This is a genomic window from Neptunomonas qingdaonensis (assembly GCF_900113275.1).
GTDB lineage: Bacteria > Pseudomonadota > Gammaproteobacteria > Pseudomonadales > Balneatricaceae > Neptunomonas > Neptunomonas qingdaonensis.
This window is the reverse complement of sequence record NZ_FOOU01000001.1, coordinates 49,005-70,304: the sequence shown is the minus strand read 5'-3', so window position 1 is coordinate 70,304 and position 21,300 is coordinate 49,005. Positions and strand designations below refer to the sequence as shown.

Genomic DNA, 21,300 nt, shown 5'->3' with positions numbered 1-21,300 from the left:
CAATACTGATTATCAACAGGTTTGCGTTATGCAAGCCTGTTTTTGTTTATGGATACCACATGACAACACCATTAAGAATAATCTTCGCTGGCACGCCCGACTTCGCAGCAAGCAGTTTAGCCGCACTTATCAACAGTGAGCATCAGGTTATTGCCGTTTACACGCAACCGGATCGTCCTGCTGGCCGAGGCCGCAAACTAAAAGCCAGCCCGGTAAAGTCGCTTGCCACAAGCAATGATATCCCGGTTTTTCAGCCGCAAAGCCTCAAAGGCAGCACTGAGCAGGCAGAGTTGGCTGCACTTAACGCAGATCTAATGGTAGTTGTCGCCTATGGTTTACTCTTACCAAAAGCGGTATTAGACATACCCAGACATGGATGTATTAATGTTCATGCATCGCTACTGCCTCGCTGGCGTGGCGCCGCACCGATACATCGCTCACTGCTGGCAGGGGATGCAGAAACCGGCATTACCATCATGCAGATGGACGAAGGACTTGATACAGGAGATATGCTTTATAAAAGCAGCTGTGACATCCAACCTGACGATACCAGTGGCAGCCTACATGACCGCTTAGCTGAAATAGGGGCCACGGCATTAATCGAGACTCTTCGCATCATCCAGATGGACCAACTCAACCCCATCAAACAGAATGATGCGGATGCCTGTTATGCACATAAGCTAGCAAAGCAGGAAGGTCTGATTGACTGGTCTGATAATGCAGAAGACATTTGCAGACAAATACGCGGGCTTTCACCCTGGCCCATTGCTTACACAATACTTGAATCCAATACCTTACGAATATTAAAAGCATCGCCATTCACTGAAGCGTCACCAGTCACTACCACCGAAACCACGCCTGGCACTATTCTCGAAACACGCAAAGATAGCCTCCTTGTGGCATGCGGTAACGGCACAGCATTGGCGATAGAACGATTGCAACTGCCAGGAGGAAAGCCTTTGCTTACTCGCGATGTGCTTAATTCCCGTAAAGAGCTTTTTTCGGTCGGCGTGATTTTAGGTGAGAACTTAGGCAAGAGTTTAATAAAATGATTAATGTACGCGGCCTTGCCGCTTTAGCCATAGCCCCGTTACTAGAAGACAAGGGGTCGCTAAAACAGACGCTGACGGAATCACTTCTACGCTGTGACGATAAGGACAGGGCGCTTTTAAGGCAGCTCTGTTATGGCACAACAAGAAATTACCCAAAGCTCCAGCTGATTGCTGACGCTTTACTTGAAAGGCCCATTCGTAAGTCAGACACGCATATACGTGCTTTACTTTTAGTGGGGCTTTATCAGTTACTGGAAATGCGTATTCCGGCACACGCAGCAATTAGCGAGACAGTTGAAGCCACTCATCAGCTCGAGGCAGCAAGAGCCAGTGGTTTACTCAATGCCATCCTTCGACGCTTCAGCCGGGAAAAAGACCAAATCATTGAGTCTTTATATGACGAACAAGTATTTCTCTTCAACCACCCTAACTGGTTTATTGAAAAACTAAAACATAACTGGCCTGAATTTTGGCAAGAAATTTTAACCCAAAATAACGTTCAAGCGCCGATGACAGTGCGCGTTAATCAACTACATGTTTCACGTGAAACATATCTCTCACGATTAGAAAGCGCAGGCATTAGCGCAATGCCTTGCGCGTACTCCATGCAAGGCATCACGCTGAATTCAGCAGTCGATGTACACGAACTGCCGGGGTTTGCCGAAGGCGATGTGAGCGTCCAGGATGAAGCGGCGCAACTGAGCAGCTCTCTTCTTGCTGCACAAGAGGGCGATAAAATTCTGGACGCTTGCGCAGCCCCAGGAGGAAAACTTTGTCACTTACTGGAATCAAGCCCAAACATTACGGTTGATGCGCTGGAGATATCCGCGAAGCGCGCGGACAGAATTAATGAAAATCTTCAACGATTAAAGCTCAACGCAAGAATCATTATTGCGGATGCAACATCAACAGAATGGTGGGATCAAAAAGAATATGACAAAATTCTTGTTGATGCACCTTGTAGCGCCACCGGTGTTATTCGTCGTAATCCGGACATCAAAATCCTGCGTAAAGCGGAAGAGATACATCAATTATCTAATCTGCAACTAAAAATACTTAATAATTTATGGCATATGCTGAAAAGGGGTGGGACACTGGTTTACGCAACCTGCTCAATTTTTCCGCAGGAAAATGAACGACTCATAGAGCGCTTCATAAAAGAAAATAGTGACGCGATCCATAAACCCATAGACGCAAGCTGGGGTCTTGAACGTCCCTTTGGCAAACAGCTATTCCCACAGCCAAACGGGCATGATGGTTTCTTTTATGCAACGCTGAAAAAAGCTACCGATCCAACTTAGCGGAATCAACGGATGAAAATAGTTATTCTTGGGGCTGGCCAGGTTGGCGGCACCCTGGCAGAAAACCTGGCAAACGAAGCGAATGACATCACTATTATTGATACCGACATCAATAGACTTCGCGAACTGCAGGACAGGCTAGACATCCGAACCGTTGAAGGTAGCGCGTCATATCCAAGCGCGCTGGCACGAGCCGGCGCTCAAGATGCAGACATGTTGATCGCAGTAACGAACAGCGATGAAGTTAATATGATCGCGTGTCAGATTGGCCAGACGTTATTTAATATTCCCACAAAAATTGCCCGTGTTCGTGCGCATGACTATCTGAAACAAGACAAACTTCTGTTCAATAAAGATGCGCTGCCTATCGATGTACTTATCAGCCCAGAGCAACTGGTCACTCAGCATATCAAACGTTTGATAGAGCAACCTGGCGCATTACAGGTATTGGATTTTGCTGATGGTAAGGCTCAACTTGTTGCAGTAAAAGCTTACTATGGCGGCCCATTGGTAGGAAGAGAAATAGCCTACCTACGGACACATATGCCAGCAGTAGATACACGCGTTGCTGCAATATTCCGACAAGGAAAACCCATCATCCCTCAAGGAAGCACTGTCATCGAAGCGGATGACGAAGTGTTTTTCATCGCCGCTAAAAAAGATATCCGTGCGGTAATGAGTGAGTTGCGCCGACTAGACAACCCTTATAAACGCATCATGATTGCGGGTGGAGGCAACATTGGCGCTAGATTGGCGAGTAATATCGAAGCAAACTTTCGCGTCAAAATAATTGAGCGAAGCATGCCGCGGTGTAATCAGCTAGCCAGAACATTAAACAACACCATAGTTTTGAATGGCAGCGCCTCGGACAAAGAGCTACTGCTGGAAGAAAACATAGAAGACACTGATGTTTTCTGCGCACTGACAAATGATGACGAAGCCAACATAATGGCATCCATGCTGGCAAAACGGCTGGGTGCAAGAACTGTCATGACGCTTATCAACAACCCTGCTTATGTAGATCTTGTTCAGGGAGGCGTCATTGATATCGCCATCTCACCTCAGCAAACCACCATTGGTGCTTTGCTGACACATGTAAGACGCGGCGATGTTGCCGCCGTTCACTCCTTAAGACGCGGCGCAGCGGAAGCATTAGAAGCCGTTGCACATGGCGATAAGCGAAGCTCCAAAGTGGTTGGCCGGACCATTGAAGATATAGACCTACCTCCCGGAACAACCATAGGTGCAATCGTACGCCACGATGAAGTACTCATCGCACATGATGATGTTGTCGTCGAAAACGGTGATCATGTAATTTTGTTCCTGGTAGATAAACGACGAATCGGTGAAGTAGAGCGGCTATTCCAAGTCGGTCTTGCATTCTTTTAACCCTGAGATCTGGCTATGCACTATCGCGTTATACTAAGAATTCTGGGCATACTCCTCATGGTGTTTAGTATCACAATGCTGCCACCCATCGGAGTGTCTATCTTTTATGATGACGGCCATGATTACGCCTTCGTTGGCGCATTTGCCATCACACTAATAACCGGATTCTTGATCTGGCTACCTGTTTATCGCGTGAGACAAGATCTACGAACACGGGATGGTTTTTTAATTACTGTCTTATTCTGGGTGGTGCTAGGCCTGTTCGGAGCCGTGCCGTTAATGCTCTCAGAAAGCCCACACCTAACGGTGGCAGATGCCGTATTTGAATCACTCTCTGGGCTAACGACGACCGGTGCAACCGTCATGACCGGCATAGACATTCTGCCCAAGTCTATTCTTTATTATCGGCAACAGCTGCAGTGGTTAGGCGGCATGGGTATTATCGTCCTTGCTGTCGCCATACTTCCGATGCTAGGTATCGGGGGAATGCAGCTGTATCGCGCCGAAACACCAGGCCCGGTTAAGGACAACAAACTGACACCTCGCATTACTGAAACAGCAAAAGCGCTTTGGTATATCTATTTATCACTGACGGTTGCCTGCGCCTTAGGATATTGGGCGGCGGGAATGACCTTGTTTGATGCGATAGGGCATAGTTTTTCGACAGTCGCCATCGGTGGATTTTCCACACACGATGCCAGTATGGGGTATTTTGATAGCGCTACTATCGAGGCGATCTGCACATTTTTCATGGTCATATCGGCGGTCAACTTCAGTCTTCACTTCTTTGCATGGCGACAGAAATCAATATTACATTACTTCCAGGATCCGGAATTCCAATTCTACGTTGGCATATTGGCAGCCGTTAGCATGATCACAATGTTTGCTCTGATCGGCACTGAAACATACGCTCCGGTTGAGTCAATGCGAAAGTCCATATTCATGGTTGTCTCAATTGCCACTACAACAGGATTCTCAACAGCCGACTTTGCCCACTGGCCAGCGATGCTTCCCTTTATGCTGTTCGTTGCGGCATTTGCAGGGGGTTGTGCCGGATCAACAGGTGGAGGTATGAAGGTCATTCGCGTACTTCTGATCCTAAAACAGGGCCACAGGGAGATTATGAGGTTGGTACACCCCAATGCTGTAATCCCTGTAAAACTGGGCAACAAACCTATTTCAGACAGAGTGCTTGAAGCCGTATGGGGATTCTTTTCGGTCTATTTGATTGTATTTATCATTATGCTGATTGCACTACTGGGGACAGGGCTTGATCAGGTTACCGCCTGGTCAGCTGTAGGTGCTGCGCTAAACAATCTCGGCCCAGGGCTTGGAGACGTGGCCGTCCATTATGGCAACCTCAACGAAACGGCTAAATGGATTTTATGTTTCGCAATGCTACTAGGGCGCTTAGAGGTGTTTACACTGTTGGTATTATTTACGCCGGCCTTCTGGAAGCGCTAAAACTAACGATTCCGGTAAGGACTCACAAGACCTTCAGGTTGATGATTAAAGCGCTTATATTCCCACTGATACTGCGCTGGCAAAGCACGCACACAACGCTCTACAGAGCGATTCATGCCTGCAACTGCTAGCGTCAGATCCTTATCATAAATAGAAGGATCTGCTTCAACAAAATGCAGAGTAAACCCTGCTGCGTTTTCCAATCGTTCAGCATATCCACAAATAACCCGGGCCCCCGTTTGCCTGACCAGTTGTGGCAGCAGCTTCATACTATAGGCGGACTGGCCAAAAAAAGGGGAGTATACACCACCGCTAGCAGGTTCCTGATCAGGTAATATTCCAACCATCTCTCCACGTTTTAAAGCCTTCATCACAATTCTGACACCCGATGAATCAGCGGGAGCAAGCTTAGTCCCTAATCGGGCACGCATTTTTTTTATCATATCATCCATCAATTTTAATTTTGGAGGACGATACATTGCCGTTAACGTATAACGTTCTGATAGGTAGAGGTTAAGTACTTCCCAGTTCCCCAAATGCGGCGCGATCATGATAACGCCCGAACCATGGCGTAAACTCTCATCAACCAGCTCTGCGTTATTAACCTCTTTAATCATTTTCAGAGTGCGGGCAGGCGGCCACATCCAGGACATCCCCATTTCTGAAAATGTTTTTCCTGTTTCGATAAGGCTCTCTTTTATCAGTCTGCTTTTTTGTTCAGTTGTTAGCTCGGGAAAACATAGCTCTATATTAGTTTTTGTAATTCTTCCTAAGTCAGAATCCTGGTTTTTTTCTGCGCGTTTGCCGATGAATGCACCTATTGATTGCGCCCATTTAAGAGGCAATAAAGACATCAGCCCCAGAACTGCAATCGCAACAACAGCTTTTATTTGCTTCATCAGACGACCTCAAAATAAAAATATCATTATATATAATTAAGATAAAAAGAATTTCATAAATAGGATTTTCAAATAATTTTTATATTTTTAACTATCTGAATAAAAATAGTACATAAAAAAAACGGCATGTTTCGTGTTTTCGGCCACACCTGTTTAGTTTTGAAAAGGAAAAAGAAAGTCAATGGTGTATAATTTAGCGCTATTTTTTCACTCTCTTTCATAAATGGTGGTTCCCGTGACGGACAATGTGACTCCGGATGTAAGTACGTTCCAGGGCTTGATCCTGGCACTTCAAACCTATTGGGCCGAGCAGGGCTGTGTCATTATTCAACCGCTGGATATGGAAGTAGGCGCAGGGACATTTCATCCCGCCACCTTCCTGCGCGCAATTGGTCCTGAGACATGGCGTTCGGCTTATGTTCAACCCAGCCGCAGACCAACCGACGGCCGCTACGGTGAGAACCCAAACCGCCTGCAGCATTACTATCAGTTTCAGGTAGCCCTGAAGCCCTCCCCAGACAATATTCAGGAACTTTATCTTGAATCCCTGCAAAGAGTGGGTGTAGATCCACTCGTGCACGACGTCCGTTTCGTAGAAGATAACTGGGAGTCACCCACATTAGGCGCATGGGGATTAGGTTGGGAGATTTGGCTTAACGGAATGGAAGTATCTCAATTTACCTACTTTCAACAGGCAGGCGGTCTTGAATGCTACCCAGTAACGGGGGAGATCACTTACGGTCTTGAGCGTATTGCTATGTACTTGCAAAACGTCGATAGCGTGTATGATCTCATTTGGGCAAAAAGCCCGGATGGCAGCGTAGTAACCTACGGTGATGTATTCCACCAAAATGAAGTGGAGCAATCAACGTATAACTTTGAGCATGCAGACGTACCGAAGTTGTTCGAGAATTTTGATCATTACGAAGCAGAATGCAACAAACTTTTAGCGGTGAATCTTCCACTTCCGGCGTACGAACAAGTCCTTAAAGCTTCACACACGTTTAACCTGCTTGATGCTCGCCACGCCATTTCAGTTACTGAGCGCCAACGCTACATTCTACGAGTGCGCACATTAGCTCGCGGCGTAGCTCAAGGTTATTTTGAGACACGTAAAGCATTAGGCTTTCCATTAGCGCCAGAAGCATTACGTAACGAAGTACTCGCCGCACACATGGCTGAAAACAAGGAGGAAAAGTAATGAGCACCCGTGATTTCCTTGTAGAGCTCGGAACTGAAGAGTTACCACCCAAAGCCCTGAAAAGCCTTTCCGCTGCTTTTACCAAAGGTATCGTAGATGCACTCTCTAAAGCCAATATAAGCTTTGAGGGTGTGACATCGTATGCCGCACCACGCCGTTTAGCCGTAAAGATTTCTGCGGTCAGCAGCCAACAACCGGATAGCGATATAGAAAAGCGGGGGCCCTCGTGCAAGGCTCCTCAGAAAGCCATTGATGGATTTGCGCGCTCATGCGGTATCGAGTCTTCAGCGTTACAAGTGCTAGAGACAGACAAAGGCGACTACTATGTTTATCGCACAACAGAGAAGGGCGCAGATACTGTTTCGCTGCTACCCACCTTTGTACAGGACGCAATCAACGCACTGCCTATCCCCAAACGTATGCGCTGGGGCGCAAGCCGAATTGAGTTCGTAAGACCTTCTAAATGGCTGGTGATGCTGTTTGGCGATGAAGTGGTTCCGGCAACCATTCTGGGACTGACTTCAGGTCGCAAAACCCGCGGTCACCGTTTCCATTATAATCACGACATTGAGCTAATGGCCGCTTCTGAATATGAAGACAAATTGCTATCACCAGGTTTTGTGATAGCAGACTTTGCCATCCGCCGCGCAAAAATAGAAACACAAGTGATTGCCGCCGGTACAAAACTAGGTGGCGCTGCAGAAATTGATTCTGAATTGCTTGATGAAGTGACGGCACTGAATGAATGGCCAGTGGCTTTGACTGGCCGTTTTGAAGAACGCTTTCTGGATGTGCCCGCAGAAGCACTGATCCTCTCCATGAAAGAAAATCAGAAATACTTTCATGCAGTCGATACGAACAACAAGTTATTACCTTACTTCATCACAGTAGCCAACATTAAATCCAAAGACCCGCAGCAAGTGATCGAAGGGAACGAAAAGGTTATTCGACCACGTTTGGCAGACGCTGCCTTCTTCTTTGAAACCGACAAAAAAACCACACTGGAATCCCGCGTTGAAAAACTTTCAAGCGTTGTTTTTCAGAACCAACTCGGCACTGTATACGATAAAGCAACACGCATCTCTGAACTCGCGGGCTACATCGCCGGGCAACTCGGAACAGACGTCAGCCACGCCAAACGGGCCGGCTACTTAGCCAAAGGCGACTTACTGAGCGATATGGTATTTGAATTCACAGACCTGCAAGGCCTGATGGGATATCACTACGCACTGCATGACGGCGAACCTGAAGAAGTAGCATCAGCTATTAACGAACAGTACCTTCCTAAATTTGCCGGTGACGACCTGCCGCAAAGCGACGCAGGAATCGCCGTAGCGCTGGCGGATCGCCTGGATACACTGACCGGCTTGTTCGGCATCAAGCAGCCGCCTACGGGCTCTAAAGATCCGTTCGCATTACGCCGCGCCTCTTTGGGTACGTTACGCATTCTCATCGAGAACAAGCTGAGTCTTGACCTTAAAGACCTGGTTACAAAAGCTGTTTCATTACATGCAAACCTACCAGCCGCCGATACGGCAGCAGCGCAAGTGACTGACTTTATGCTGGAGCGCCTACGTGCATGGTATGAAGATAAGGGCGTATCAATCGATAGCTACCTCGCCGTCGTTGCGGTTCGGCCAACCCAGCCACTTGATTTTGATAAGCGCGTTAATGCGGTTAATAGCTTTAAAATGTTGCCTCAGGCGGCCTCACTTGCAGCGGCAAATAAACGTGTTTCAAACATACTGTCAAAAAATAAAACTAATGCAAACCTCACTGTAGATGCATCACTATTAAGTCAGGCTGAAGAGATCACTCTTCACAATAGCGTAGAGGCACTGCAGAAACGCGCACAGCCATTCTTCGATGCGGGTGACTACACATCTGCACTTGCTGAATTAGCATCGTTACAAAGTGATGTTGATGCTTTCTTTGACAGCGTCATGGTGATGGCTGAGGAAGAAAACGTGCGCAACAACCGCATCGCTCTTTTGTCAAACCTGCGTGGTTTGTTCTTAAGAACAGCTGACATCTCACTGCTGAATAGTTAAGCCTCTGTTGCTTACATACAAAACCGGCCTAAGGGCCGGTTTTTTTTCATCTATATGCACTCGTGTTTCACGTGGAACATTACATAAAAGCCGAAGCACTCAACAACCTCATATGAAATAAATCCACACATAATTATCATTCCTCAAATATTACACGATGCGTTAACTGACGCCTTGGTAGGGAAAAGCAAGACCCCATACTGAGGAAGAATTTTCAGAAAGCTTGTAACTGAAGTACCCGTGCTTATGCCCATTTCAGAAATAATAATGCCCGACGGGTAAGGTCGTGGCGATACCAGGTTTAGGCCAGGGGTCATCTCTGTTAGCAAAATAATGAAGGCGGGGGGAATACTAAGTGAAGAGGCCAAGCATAGGGAACAAGCTGCCAATATTGGCGGTGGTACTTCATACGATCAGCACTTTACAGCACATTGATCGTTGAATTTATGATATAAATCAAAATCACAAGTCTAGGTCATGAGCAGTTTTTTAGTTAATATCATGATGGACTCTCAATCAGGCTCATGCGGTCAGCAAGACAGGCTCTGCATATCCTGCATATACGCGAATAATAAAAAGTGAATCAAACCATTATCCGAACCATGCCCAGGGGTAAAAATGAAAAATTTAGCGCATATCTTTACAATAATAGCTTGTCTGTTCTCACCAGCTTTATTTGCCGAAAACACTAACAATGATGGTTTAGATAATGCTTACATTGCCGGTTTTTTGGCTGGAGCCCAATTAACCGACAATGTAATTGTTAAACAATTTGATAGCTATACCGACAATGAGGAGCCATCAGACTTTTTCAAGAGGGCATTCAAAACTCGCGTGGGTAAGCGCCAGCCTAGTGTCCCAGCCACATATTATGCCGGCTTCTGTTTACCCCAGAACACGTCAGAAGAAGTCATCATTGATGCTATTTTGACAGAAGTCGAAAATGCAAGCAGCAGCCAGGATTTAGAGAAAGCCAGCGCTGTTTATCTGGCACTACGAAATCTCTATCCCTGTCAGTAGTCACAGTTAAGTTATAAGACATTAATACCTCCCCCAAATGTTTTATAAATACCCACCAAGCGGGTAAAGGTTTGTTGTTCCAGCTGCGCTTGTTGATCACGGCTGCGCAGTAGTTCACGCTCGGCATCTAATAGATCGAGAAACTCACCGCTTCCTGCGTTGTAGCGTTGGCGGGCAATACGAACTGCTTTATGGCTGGCTTCACGCTGATGTGCGATCATTATTTCTTGTTGGCGGCTCAGGTTGTAGTTTTTAAGTGATAGCGACATCTCATTGAGCGCGGTAAATACACTCTGCTCAAAATCAGCTAAGGCCATACGTGAGCTGGCTTTAGCTGAATTAATGCGAGCTCTTACCGACCCTAAATCAGCCGCTTTCCAACTCAGCGTTGGCGCTACCGACCAGCTCTGGGAGCTGCTGTTTAACGAAAGCCCTGAGCCCGATAAGAAACCCAGAAAACCGCCAATGGATAAGCTGGGGTATAGGTCTGCTGTAGCAACGCCTATCTGAGCCGTACTGGCAGCAAGCGCACGCTCACTGCTAGCAACGTCTGCACGATAGCGAAGGTAGTTTTCACCTTGCACAATCGCGACTGGTTTTTGTAATTGAGGTAGCTGTTTTAGGTGCAGTGAATTTTTACTATCATCTAAAGCAAGCTGTCCAGGGCGTTGCGCAAGTAAAGAGGAGAGAGCCGCATCGGCTGTTTGTAGCTGGCTCTCGTAGGCAGGAATGTTTGCTTTTACTTCGTAAAGTTGGGCATCCATTCGTGCCAGTTCAAGTTCTGATGCCATACCGGCATCTAAACGCGCAAGAACGATAGCTCTGCTCTGCTCGAGGTTACTCAGATTCTCCTGGGCGACCTTTAAGCGCAATTGCGCTCCTCGATAGTCACCGTAGCTGATGGCCACCTGACTGATGATCTGCAGTTGAGCATCGTGCCATAAAATATCGGCTTGCTGCAGATTGGCTTGGGCCGCTTCACTGGCGCGTTGGATTTTGCCAAACAGATCAATATCCCAGGATAGGCTGATCCCCGTGCTATAACCGCGGGTAACGATGTCATCATCACTCGGGTCTAACGTGCTGTTCTCATAGGCTTGATAGCCGGAATCGATAGTGCCTGTTGGCAAGCCATTATTATCCGCATCACGGAAGTCCAAATAAGCGCGTCCCACATTCGCGCGCGCTTGAGTGATTGTGCGGTTTTCGACTAATGCTTTATCGATCAGTTGATTAAGCACCTGATCATCAAAAGCTTGCCACCAGTTAAGCGCCAGATTCGAGTGCTGGTAAGGGCTGCTAAAAGGCACGTCCTTTACTTGTTCAGGTACCTGGTAATCCGGGCCCACGGCACACGCAGTCAGTGTGCCGGCCATCAAGACAAGGGCCGCTAGTTTGAAAGGTACTTTCATGCTTTACACTCCTGCCTTTTGCTTGGACTCAATAGCAGCAGTAGCGTTTGCGTTAGTGTCACGCTTTGCCAGCGCGTAATAAAACAATGGCGTTAAAATGAGGCCGAACACAGTGACACCAATCATGCCTGAGAACACGGCTACGCCCATCGCCTGGCGCATCTCAGAACCTGCACCGCTGGAGAAAACCATAGGAACTACACCCATGATGAAGGCAATAGAGGTCATCAGAATAGGGCGCAATCGTAATCGTCCTGCTTCTAAAATCGCCTCGAGTCGATTCATGCCGTGACCTTGCAGATCTCGTGCAAATTCGACGATCAATATGGCATTCTTGGTCGCTAATCCCACTAACACTACTAAGCCAATTTGCGTGAAGATATTATTATCACCGCCGTAAATGAGTACCCCCGTAAGTGCTGATAACAGTGTCATTGGAATAATCAGGATGATGGCCATTGGTAAACTCAGGCTTTCGTACTGAGCGGCTAACACCATGAACACTAACAAGATGACCAATGGGTAAATAAACATGCCGGCATTACCTGCCAAAATCTGCTGATAGGTTAGCTCCGTCCACTCATAAGTCATGCCGTTAGGCAAAGTATCCGCTAGGATCTTCTCAATAGCCGCTTGCGCTTCACCGCTGCTAAAGCCGGGAGCCGGACCACCATTCAGCTCGGCAGTGGTAAAGCCGTTGTAGTGCATCACACGGTCTGGGCCTGCGGTATTAGTCACGTTAATGAAGGAGCCCAGCGGGATCATATCGCCGTTTTCGTTGCGGACTTTTAGTTGGTTGATTTGCTGAGGTGTTTGTCTGAATTGCTCATCCGCTTGTACGTTTACCTGGTAAGTACGGCCAAACTGGTTGAAGTCATTAACATAGGCCGAGCCCATATATGCCTGCAGTGTATCGAACAACTCATTTAACGAGACGGATTGTTGCTTAGCCTTGGTCCGGTCTATATCCAAATCCAACTGCGGAACATTAACCTGGTAGCTGGAAAACACACCGGCCAATTCTGGTGTAGCCCATGCTTTTTGCATAACTTGCATAGTAACTTTATAGAGTTCGTCATAACCGTAATTTGCCCGATCTTGTATCTGTAGACGAAATCCACCAATAGTGCCTAAACCCATGACAGGCGGTGGCGGGAAAATGGCAATATAAGCATCCTCGATCCCTGCAAACTTTTGGTTGAGTGCAGCGGCTATCGCTTTTGCTGAAAGTGAAGGGTCTGTACGCTGATCAAAATCAGTCAACGGAGTGAATACCACACCACTGTTAGGGCTGTTGGTGAAGCCATTGATGCTAAGGCCGGGAAACCCGACTGAATGAGAAACGCCGGGTTGCTCAAGGGCAATACGAGACATCTCTTTGATAACGGCCTCGGTGCGGTCAAGCGATGCTGCATCAGGTAATTGAGCAAATGCAATCAGGTATTGCTTATCCTGACCTGGCACATAGCCTGTTGGTGTCGTATTAAATTGGTAACCGGTCAAGCCAATTAAGCCAATGTAGAGTATGCCAATCAGTGCGCCAAAACGGATTACTTTTTTAACCAGCCAGCCGTAACCGTGAGAGAGCTTTGCAAAAAGGAGATTAAACGGCTTAAACAACCAGCCACCTAACACGGTGTCCATAGAGCGTGTTAGCCAATCCTTTTTTTCGTGCCGGCCTTTCAGTAGTAAAGCAGACAGGGCAGGGCTAAGGGTTAGCGAATTGATCGCAGAAATAAAGGTAGAAATGGTAATAGTCAGAGCAAACTGCTTATAGAACTGCCCGGTCAAACCCGACATAAAGGCGGTAGGAATAAAGACCGCGGCTAACACCAGGGTAGTTGCCACGATGGGGCCTGTGACTTCCTTCATCGCTTTTTGTGTTGCCGCGATAGGTGATAAGCCTTCTTCGATATTACGCTCAACGTTTTCAACGACAACGATGGCATCGTCTACAACGATACCGATCGCTAATACTAATCCGAACAGCGAGAGGGCGTTTAATGAAAAGCCCAGCAAATGCATAAAAGCAAAGGTACCGACTAAGGATACAGGCACCGCTACCAATGGAATGATAGATGCGCGCCATGTTTGCAAGAAGAGTACAACAACGATAACGACTAACAAGATGGCTTCGAGTAAGGTTTTAACCACGGCTTCAATGGAACCCCGTACAAATACGGTTGGATCGTAGACGATGTCGTAGCTCAAGCCTTGCGGGAAGGTTTGTGATAGCTCCGCCATTTTCGCGCGTACATCATCAGAGATCTGAATGGCATTCGAACCTGACGCCTGGAAGACAGGAATCGCAACCGCTTCTTTATTATCTAATAAAGACCGCAGGGCGTAAGTAGAAGATCCCAGTTCGATACGTGAGATATCTTTTAAGCGTGTGATCTCTCCCTGCGCACCTACATTAACGATAATGTCTTCAAACTCTTCTACTTTTGAAAGACGGCCTTTTACATTGATCAATAATTGGAAGTCAGCATCACCTGTGGGCTGGGCCCCCAAACTACCGGCAGCCGCCTGCTGATTTTGCTCGCGAATAGCCGCAATAACGTCTGTAGGAGATAAGCCCAAAGCAGCGACTTTATTAGGATCCAGCCAAACACGCATGCTGTATTCGCCCGCACCAAATAAACGAACGGCACCGACACCCTCGATACGCGCTAGCTCATCTTTAACGTTGAGTGCCGCGTAGTTTGAAAGGTAGAGCATGTCGTACCTGTCATCCGGTGAGGTTAAATGCACCACCATGGTGAGGCTGGGTGATGATTTTTCTGTTACTACGCCCAGACGCTGCACTTCTTGTGGTAGACGAGGTTTAGCACGCTCTACACGGCTTTGCACCTGGGTTTGAGCCAAGTCGATATCGGTACCAATCGCAAAGGTGATGGTCAGTGTCATACGTCCATCAGAGGTAGCCTGAGAGGACATATACAGCATGTCTTCTACACCGTTGATCTCTTGTTCCAGCGGTGAAGCAACCGTTTCAGCAATCACTTTTGGGTTCGCGCCAGGGTAGTTAGCCGTGACGACAACCGTTGGCGGTACCACGTCGGGGTATTCGGTAATGGGTAACTGCCATACCGCTATTGCACCACCAATAAAAAACAACAGTGAGATAACGGCCGCAAATATCGGTCGCTTGATAAAAAACTGGGATAACATAGTGGCTCCTTACTGAACCTTGAGCGTTGGCTTAACTGCGGTTATCTGTTGGTTCTGCAGTACTGCTAAGTGCCGCAGCACTGGCTCTGTCTAAGGTCTGCTGCTCAGCGTGTATTAGCGCGAGTTCTTCATCGCTGGCCATGGCAACGGACTTAGGTTTGATCTGCATGGCGGGACGAACGCGCTGTAAACCATTAACAACAATGACATCCTCAGGCGATAACCCTTGGGTTACAATTCGTAATCCGTTGATGGTTTCACCCAAGGTAACAGGGCGGTATTCCAGCGTGTTCTCGGCATTGACCACCAGGACAAACTTGTTATTCAGGTCGGTACCGATGGCTTTGTTGTCGACAAGAATACCTTCGTAGGTATCACTGCCGATGAGTTTGAGCCGTGCAAATAAACCAGGAATTAAGTTGTTATCCTGATTTGCAAAGCGGGCACGAACCCGAATCGTGCCGGTTTGTTGGTTCATGCGGTTATCAACAAAATCGATATAGCCGATGTGAGAGTAACCAGTATCGTTTGCAAGCCCCATATAAACAGGCTTATCGGTATTGGTATCACGTGTATCGGCGCGTTTTCCAGCATTAGCCAGCATGCCGTATTTTAGATAAGTTTGTTCATCCAGATCAAAATAGGCATACATGCTATCGGTAGATACCAGGCTGGTTAGCTCGCTTTGGCCTGCATTAACAAAATTGCCCTCAGTCACCAGTGCATAGGATACACGGCCATCAATCGGAGCCGTAACCTGGGTATATGCCACGTCTAACTGAGCGCGTGTTAATGCCGCTTGAACAGAGGCGACTTGTGCAGCAGTTTGTTGTTGCTGAGCGAAGCGGTTGTCTACAGCCTCGTTAGAGATAGCGCGTTGTTTAGCCAGCTTTTTTGCCCGATCGTAATCGTGATTAGCCAGTTTTGCCGCTGCTTTGGCGTTATTCAGATCCGCTTTTAAACGATTTACTTCGGTGTCAAACGGCTGTGAATCAATAAGGAAGAGTACATCGCTTTTTTTAACCAGCGCGCCTTCTTGAAACATAACTTTTTCAATATAGCCAGAAACACGCGGTACAAGGCTCACTGTTTGTGGGGCTTGTAAACGGCCGGTGAACTCATCCCATTCGGTAATACGTTCATGAATCACTTGCGCAACGGAGACTGTCGGTGGAGGAGAAGATGCACTGGGTGCGGCTGCTTCTTTACCACCACACGCTGTTAGCAACAGGGTAACAATACTGCCAAGCGTGAGGTTTCTGATCATTTTTTTGTTGCTCATAGCGTTAGTCTCTTGAGTCATGTGATTTTTGATAAAACCGCTTTAAAGCGAGTGTCTGAGTACAGCGGTTGCAGAAAAGTTATATTTTCTTGACGCTTGCACTAGTTTTGTACCGCCCGGTAAGAATATAATTTACCTGTGATATGTACAATCTATTTTGTACCGATTGGTATATTATTTTTCGAACGCTGTATCTTGCGATTGCAACAATGCTTTTAAATAAGCATGTAAGACCATGTAAATAAGCCTGTGGTACGTATAACCCTGTAGTTTTGCCAGCTATACGTTACACTCAAATTCCAACAGGTGAGCGATTCTTACCTCACCTTGTTGGGCTGATAATTTGCAGATAATTCATGCTGCTTTTGAAGGGCATTATTGAATAGATGAGTTGTGTCGATTATTTGCGATAAAAAATGTCATTAGGAGAATAGCTATGTCGGAATCACGTTGTACAGCTTCGGTCGGCAGACCACGTGCTTTTGATCCGGAAGCTGCATTAGAAAAAGCCTTGGACGTCTTTTGGCGTAAGGGTTATGACGGCACTTCGTTAGCAGACCTAACGGAAGCAATGGGCATTAACAAGCCAAGCTTATATTCTACTTTTGGTAATAAAGACCAGCTATTTTTAAAAGCAATCGAGGTATATGAAAATCGCCCTTGTGCTTTTTTGGGGCCTGCACTCGAAGAGCCAACCGCTCACCAAGTGGTTAAAAAAATGCTCTACGGTGCCGCCAAAAATTTTGCAGACAAGAGCCACCCGCAAGGCTGTGTCATTATACAAGGCGCTTTATCTTGCAGCGAAACAGCCAGTTCCGTGAAAGAGGCGCTGATGGCCCGCCGGCAGGATGGCGAAGAACGTCTGCGTGATCGCCTGGCACGTGCCCAAGCCGAAGGGGATATCCCGGCAACGACAAATGTAGTGACTTTGGCACGTTATCTGGGAACGGTTATGCAAGGTATGGCAATCCAGGCGAATAATGGTGCAACTTCGGAAGAGTTAACAGAGGTGGCTGACTTAGCGCTTTCTGCTATGCCAGCAATCGCTCCATAGCGCTTGCCTATATTCAGGGCAGTAAAATCCTTCGTGCTGCGTAACCGCTGAATTACACAAAGATCTCCGCTATATCGGGTGTCCCGAATGTATATTGTGGCTGTTGTTTCGGACAGAAAAACAGCTCAATGTCTAACTATAATGAACACATACGACGTAGCTGATGGGCGTAAAACGCTGAGGCGCTGTCCGTTACGACAAGAGGCAAGTTTCATGATGATGCTTCTGAGGCAGCTCAAGTAAGGCTTTAGGGCAAAGGGGAGTCTGGAGAAAGAAGCGAGCTATCAAGGTTACAAATTTTTCCCTCAGCAAACCAAAAAGCAGCCAGTGACGGCTGCTTTTTAGCTTTCATTTCATCTCTCATGAGACGCCGTTTCACACTAATGAGACGGCATGTCATCTTTCATGAGATTTGACAAAACAGACAACCTAAACGTCAACATTCGTCGCATGCAGCGCATTGGCTTCAATAAAGGCACGTCTTGGTTCGACTTCGTCGCCCATCAGTGTGATGAACAACTGATCTGCTGAGATAGCGTCTTCAATGGTGACCTGCAGCATACGACGCGCATCTGGGTCCATGGTGGTTTCCCATAGCTGGTCTGGGTTCATTTCACCCAGCCCTTTGTAGCGCTGTATCGAGTTTCCACGCTTAGACTGCTCTAATAGCCAGTTAATGCCATCTTTGAAGAAGGTGACAGGGAATGTACGCTCGCCGCGTTTAACGAATGCGCCGGGCTCCAGAAGGCCTTCCAGCACCTTAGCCAGATCAGATATGGCGGCATATTCACGTGATGAGAAGAAGTCTCTACGAAAGACAAAGTTGGTATCAACGCCGTGGTTGATGTGCACAATCTTTGGCAGGTAAACACTGTGTTCTTTATCGTAAATCAACTCAGACTCATAGCGCTCACTAACACTGGACTGTAATTCCATCGCTTCAACCAGTGTTTTTAACCAACTCTCGACGATTTCTGGTTTAGCCAGATCATCTACGCTCAATACGGATTGATAAATCATCTGTGTTAATGCGGATGGCGGATAGAGTTTGCTCAAACGTGTAATGTGCTTATCCACAGCGCGATATTGATTAATCAGCGACTCAAGTGCCGCGCCAGAAATTGCCGGTGCGCCTTCATGTACGTGGAAGCTGGCGTTATCCAAAGCACCCTGTAGCAGGTAATTCTCTAACGCATCATCATCTTTCAGATACTGTTCTTGCTTACCTTTTTTGATCTTATACAGCGGCGGTTGAGCGATATAGATGTAACCACGCTCGATCAGTTCAGGCATTTGGCGGAAGAAGAAGGTCAGTAGCAGGGTACGGATGTGGGATCCATCCACGTCGGCATCGGTCATGATAATAACGCTGTGGTAGCGTAATTTATCCGGGTTGTATTCGTCCCGGCCAATACCACAACCCAATGCGGTAATGAGTGTTCCGACTTCAACAGAGGAGAGCATCTTGTCGAAACGCGCTTTTTCTACGTTGAGTATTTTACCTTTCAACGGCAGAATCGCTTGTGTCCGACGGTCGCGTCCCTGTTTAGCTGAACCGCCCGCAGAATCACCCTCTACGAGGTACAGTTCAGAAAGGGCGGGATCTTTTTCCTGACAGTCAGCCAGTTTACCCGGCAAACCAGCAATATCCAGTGCGCCTTTACGACGTGTCATATCACGCGCTTTACGTGCCGCTTCACGTGCCCGCGCGGCTTCTATCATTTTATTAACGATGGCTTTGGATTCTTGCGGATTTTCATGCAGATAATCGCTGAAGTGCTGAGCAAACATCTGCTCTACAGCCGTTTTAACTTCTGAAGACACCAGTTTGTCTTTGGTCTGCGAAGAGAACTTAGGATCCGGCACCTTAACAGAGATGATAGCGCATATGCCTTCACGGCTGTCATCACCCGAGGTGCTGACTTTACTGCCTTTATTCAGACCTTCTTGCTCAATATAAGTATTAAGTGAGCGCGTCAGTGCCGAACGAAAACCGGATAGATGTGTACCACCATCACGTTGTGGAATGTTGTTGGTGAAACAGTAAAGATTTTCTTGATAGGTATCATTCCATTGCAGTGCTATTTCAACACCCACACCATTTTCATGCATACCGGTCAGATGAACGACCTTATTGACGGCGGTTTTGTTCTGATTCAGATACTCAACAAACGCACTCAAGCCCCCCGTATACTCAAAAATATCCTGACGAGCAGTGCGCTCGTCTGTCAGGACAATACGCACACCGGAGTTAAGAAAAGAGAGTTCTCTTAAACGTTTAGCCAATATCTCGAACTGAAACTCAACATTCGTGAAGGTTTGTTCTGATGGCTTAAACCTTACTTCTGTACCCGATTGGTCAGTTTCACCGACAATCGCAAGCGGAGCCTGAGGCACACCATGAACATAAGTCTGTTCATGTACTTTGCCATCACGGCGAACTGTCAGCTTCAGCTCAGCGGAAAGTGCGTTAACAACTGAGACGCCTACACCGTGCAAACCACCGGATACTTTATAGCTGTTGTCATCGAACTTACCACCGGCATGCAGAACCGTCATGATAACTTCTGCAGCAGATACGCCTTCCTCATCATGCATGCCGGTAGGAATACCACGGCCATTATCTGAAACGGAAACACTATCATCCGGATGGATAATGACGCTAATCTCGCTGCAATGGCCAGCAAGTGCTTCATCGATTGAGTTATCCACAATCTCGAAAACCATGTGGTGCAGACCGCTTCCATCGTCTGTATCACCTATATACATCCCTGGGCGTTTACGAACCGCATCCAGCCCCTTAAGGACCTTAATACTGTTGGAATCGTAATTCTGCTCTTCGCCACTCATGGCACTCTCCTGACTCAGTGTGTTTGTACTAATTGGCCTGCTTCAATATTGAAATAGGCCACTGCTGTATCGGCTTTCCAGAATCTGCTTAACGCGTCTGGTTCAACACAGGTAATAAAGCATTGATTATTTGTTTGTTCTAAAAATTCACAAAATAAACGGCTATGGCGTTCATCCAGTTCTGACGGCAAATCGTCAATCAGATAAACGCATGGGCGATTACTTAAGCGATGAAACAAAGCGCCTTGTGCTAATTTCAATGCACTAACCACTAGTTTTTTCTGCCCTCGGGATAGGCGCTCTGCAGCACTCACTCCCTCAGATTTCACTTTAAGATCGGCGCGTTGTGGGCCGATACTGGTAAAACCCTGCTTCAGGTCTCTGAGTAAGTTTTCTGATAACAGTTCATCCAGAGGCCGCTTTTTATCCCATCCCGCTGAGAACTTCAGCGTGATCGCCAAATCACCCACCAATCTTAATAAAATCTCTTCAAAATCGGGCATTAACAAATCAATATAGCGTTGTCGCATGCTCGTTAACTGCTCGGCGTAGAGAATAAATTCCTGATCCCATATCTGACGTAAAACAGGATCAATTTTACCACACTTCAGCAAAGAATTACGCTGTTGTAATACACGCTTAAAAGCACGCCACAACTGGATAAAGGCTGTTTCTGAATGAAACGCTCCCCAATCAACAAACTGACGCCGTGTCGCGGGGCTACCTTCCAATAATTCAAAAGTATCCGTATTAATTAACTGCAGTGGAATCAGTCCTGCCAGCTCCGACAGATCAATACTATTTCCACCATAACGAATGTTCACTTCGCCCGACACATCGCGGCTCACGCCCAGGGGTTTAACCTGACCGTTACCCATGGCATCAATAGTCGAGAACACCAACGACTGACTTTCTGAAGCGCTTATCAGGTAGCGGAACTGATTAGTACGAAAGGAACGCGTCAGACCAAGAAAGTGCAACGACTCTAACAGCGAGGTTTTACCACTGCCATTGGCACCATAAATGATATTAATTCGCTCGGAGGGTTCGAAAGACAGTGCAGAGATATTACGTATCTTTTCTACGGAGAGAGATCTGATTGGCATAAAGTGTTGCGTGAAGCCTAAAACGGCTCCACACAGATCATCCTA

General features: G+C 47.0%; 14 protein-coding genes. 8 read left to right on the top strand and 6 right to left on the bottom strand.

The features are described from left to right. Positions 1 to 59 precede the first annotated feature (59 nt). From fmt to BM099_RS00285, 4 genes are read left to right on the top strand one after another with little or no spacing between them, the layout of a single operon-like run. Positions 60 to 1,052, top strand: coding sequence for a methionyl-tRNA formyltransferase (fmt, locus tag BM099_RS00300; RefSeq protein WP_090722951.1), 993 nt, complete (start codon positions 60 to 62; stop codon positions 1,050 to 1,052). Beyond that, positions 1,049 to 2,353 (top strand): 16S rRNA (cytosine(967)-C(5))-methyltransferase RsmB, encoded by a 1,305-nt coding sequence (rsmB, locus tag BM099_RS00295; RefSeq protein ID WP_198064085.1) that lies wholly within the window; start codon positions 1,049 to 1,051, stop codon positions 2,351 to 2,353. The genes fmt and rsmB overlap by 4 nt, the downstream gene beginning before the upstream one ends. 12 nt (positions 2,354 to 2,365) lie before the next feature. Next, entirely contained in the window at positions 2,366 to 3,742 is a 1,377-nt protein-coding gene (gene trkA, locus BM099_RS00290) for a Trk system potassium transporter TrkA (protein ID WP_090722948.1), read from the top strand. 15 nt (positions 3,743 to 3,757) lie between these two features. Next, positions 3,758 to 5,206 carry a TrkH family potassium uptake protein gene (locus tag BM099_RS00285; protein ID WP_090722946.1) on the top strand — a complete coding sequence of 483 codons (1,449 nt, stop codon included), beginning with the start codon at positions 3,758 to 3,760 and terminating at the stop codon, positions 5,204 to 5,206. Between the two features lie 2 nt (positions 5,207 to 5,208). Here BM099_RS00285 and BM099_RS00280 read toward each other — a convergent pair whose 3' ends face one another. Beyond that, positions 5,209 to 6,105, bottom strand: a complete 897-nt coding sequence (locus BM099_RS00280; RefSeq protein ID WP_090722944.1) for a lysophospholipid acyltransferase family protein — start codon at positions 6,103 to 6,105, stop codon at positions 5,209 to 5,211. Between the two features lie 223 nt (positions 6,106 to 6,328). Between BM099_RS00280 and glyQ the strand changes: the two genes are divergently transcribed. The 3 genes from glyQ (at position 6,329) to BM099_RS00265 (ending at position 10,377) form a co-directional block, all read left to right on the top strand. Continuing rightward, on the top strand, positions 6,329 to 7,306 hold the full coding sequence (gene glyQ / locus BM099_RS00275; RefSeq protein WP_090722941.1) for a glycine--tRNA ligase subunit alpha: 978 nt from the start codon (positions 6,329 to 6,331) through the stop codon (positions 7,304 to 7,306). Beyond that, a complete protein-coding gene (gene glyS, locus BM099_RS00270; protein WP_090722939.1) occupies positions 7,306 to 9,357 on the top strand; it encodes a glycine--tRNA ligase subunit beta in 2,052 nt (683 codons plus the stop codon). The genes glyQ and glyS overlap by 1 nt, the downstream gene beginning before the upstream one ends. A gap of 618 nt (positions 9,358 to 9,975) precedes the next feature. Beyond that, entirely contained in the window at positions 9,976 to 10,377 is a 402-nt protein-coding gene (locus tag BM099_RS00265; protein WP_090722936.1) for a Rap1a/Tai family immunity protein, read from the top strand. A gap of 11 nt (positions 10,378 to 10,388) precedes the next feature. Here BM099_RS00265 and BM099_RS00260 read toward each other — a convergent pair whose 3' ends face one another. From BM099_RS00260 to BM099_RS00250, 3 genes are read right to left on the bottom strand one after another with little or no spacing between them, the layout of a single operon-like run. Next, positions 10,389 to 11,789, bottom strand: a complete 1,401-nt coding sequence (locus BM099_RS00260; protein WP_090722935.1) for an efflux transporter outer membrane subunit — start codon at positions 11,787 to 11,789, stop codon at positions 10,389 to 10,391. 3 nt (positions 11,790 to 11,792) lie between these two features. Next, positions 11,793 to 14,963 carry an efflux RND transporter permease subunit gene (locus BM099_RS00255; RefSeq protein ID WP_090722932.1) on the bottom strand — a complete coding sequence of 1,057 codons (3,171 nt, stop codon included), beginning with the start codon at positions 14,961 to 14,963 and terminating at the stop codon, positions 11,793 to 11,795. A 31-nt stretch (positions 14,964 to 14,994) separates the two neighbouring features. Then, the gene (locus tag BM099_RS00250; protein ID WP_090722930.1) at positions 14,995 to 16,245 is read right to left on the bottom strand and encodes an efflux RND transporter periplasmic adaptor subunit; all 1,251 of its coding nucleotides are present in this window, start codon (positions 16,243 to 16,245) and stop codon (positions 14,995 to 14,997) included. Positions 16,246 to 16,681: 436 nt separating this feature from the next. Between BM099_RS00250 and BM099_RS00245 the strand changes: the two genes are divergently transcribed. Beyond that, positions 16,682 to 17,299, top strand: coding sequence for a TetR/AcrR family transcriptional regulator (locus BM099_RS00245; RefSeq protein WP_090722928.1), 618 nt, complete (start codon positions 16,682 to 16,684; stop codon positions 17,297 to 17,299). Between the two features lie 429 nt (positions 17,300 to 17,728). Here BM099_RS00245 and gyrB read toward each other — a convergent pair whose 3' ends face one another. Continuing rightward, the gene (gene gyrB, locus BM099_RS00240; protein ID WP_090722926.1) at positions 17,729 to 20,149 is read right to left on the bottom strand and encodes a DNA topoisomerase (ATP-hydrolyzing) subunit B; all 2,421 of its coding nucleotides are present in this window, start codon (positions 20,147 to 20,149) and stop codon (positions 17,729 to 17,731) included. Between the two features lie 14 nt (positions 20,150 to 20,163). Then, complete coding sequence (gene recF / locus BM099_RS00235) at positions 20,164 to 21,255, bottom strand: DNA replication/repair protein RecF (protein WP_090722923.1); 1,092 nt, start codon at positions 21,253 to 21,255, stop codon at positions 20,164 to 20,166. Positions 21,256 to 21,300 lie beyond the last annotated feature (45 nt).

What these genes read in the sequence shown, in the direction of transcription:
- BM099_RS00245 (WP_090722928.1), top strand. Translation starts at nt 16,682, where the DNA reads ATGTCGGAATCACGTTGTACAGCTTCGGTCGGCAGACCACGTGCTTTT.
- BM099_RS00255 (WP_090722932.1), bottom strand. Translation starts at nt 14,963, where the DNA reads ATGTTATCCCAGTTTTTTATCAAGCGACCGATATTTGCGGCCGTTATC.
- rsmB (WP_198064085.1), top strand. Translation starts at nt 1,049, where the DNA reads ATGATTAATGTACGCGGCCTTGCCGCTTTAGCCATAGCCCCGTTACTA.
- BM099_RS00285 (WP_090722946.1), top strand. Translation starts at nt 3,758, where the DNA reads ATGCACTATCGCGTTATACTAAGAATTCTGGGCATACTCCTCATGGTG.
- glyS (WP_090722939.1), top strand. Translation starts at nt 7,306, where the DNA reads ATGAGCACCCGTGATTTCCTTGTAGAGCTCGGAACTGAAGAGTTACCA.
- trkA (WP_090722948.1), top strand. Translation starts at nt 2,366, where the DNA reads ATGAAAATAGTTATTCTTGGGGCTGGCCAGGTTGGCGGCACCCTGGCA.
- recF (WP_090722923.1), bottom strand. Translation starts at nt 21,255, where the DNA reads ATGCCAATCAGATCTCTCTCCGTAGAAAAGATACGTAATATCTCTGCA.
- gyrB (WP_090722926.1), bottom strand. Translation starts at nt 20,149, where the DNA reads ATGAGTGGCGAAGAGCAGAATTACGATTCCAACAGTATTAAGGTCCTT.
- glyQ (WP_090722941.1), top strand. Translation starts at nt 6,329, where the DNA reads ATGGTGGTTCCCGTGACGGACAATGTGACTCCGGATGTAAGTACGTTC.
- BM099_RS00250 (WP_090722930.1), bottom strand. Translation starts at nt 16,245, where the DNA reads ATGAGCAACAAAAAAATGATCAGAAACCTCACGCTTGGCAGTATTGTT.
- BM099_RS00280 (WP_090722944.1), bottom strand. Translation starts at nt 6,105, where the DNA reads ATGAAGCAAATAAAAGCTGTTGTTGCGATTGCAGTTCTGGGGCTGATG.
- BM099_RS00260 (WP_090722935.1), bottom strand. Translation starts at nt 11,789, where the DNA reads ATGAAAGTACCTTTCAAACTAGCGGCCCTTGTCTTGATGGCCGGCACA.
- fmt (WP_090722951.1), top strand. Translation starts at nt 60, where the DNA reads ATGACAACACCATTAAGAATAATCTTCGCTGGCACGCCCGACTTCGCA.
- BM099_RS00265 (WP_090722936.1), top strand. Translation starts at nt 9,976, where the DNA reads ATGAAAAATTTAGCGCATATCTTTACAATAATAGCTTGTCTGTTCTCA.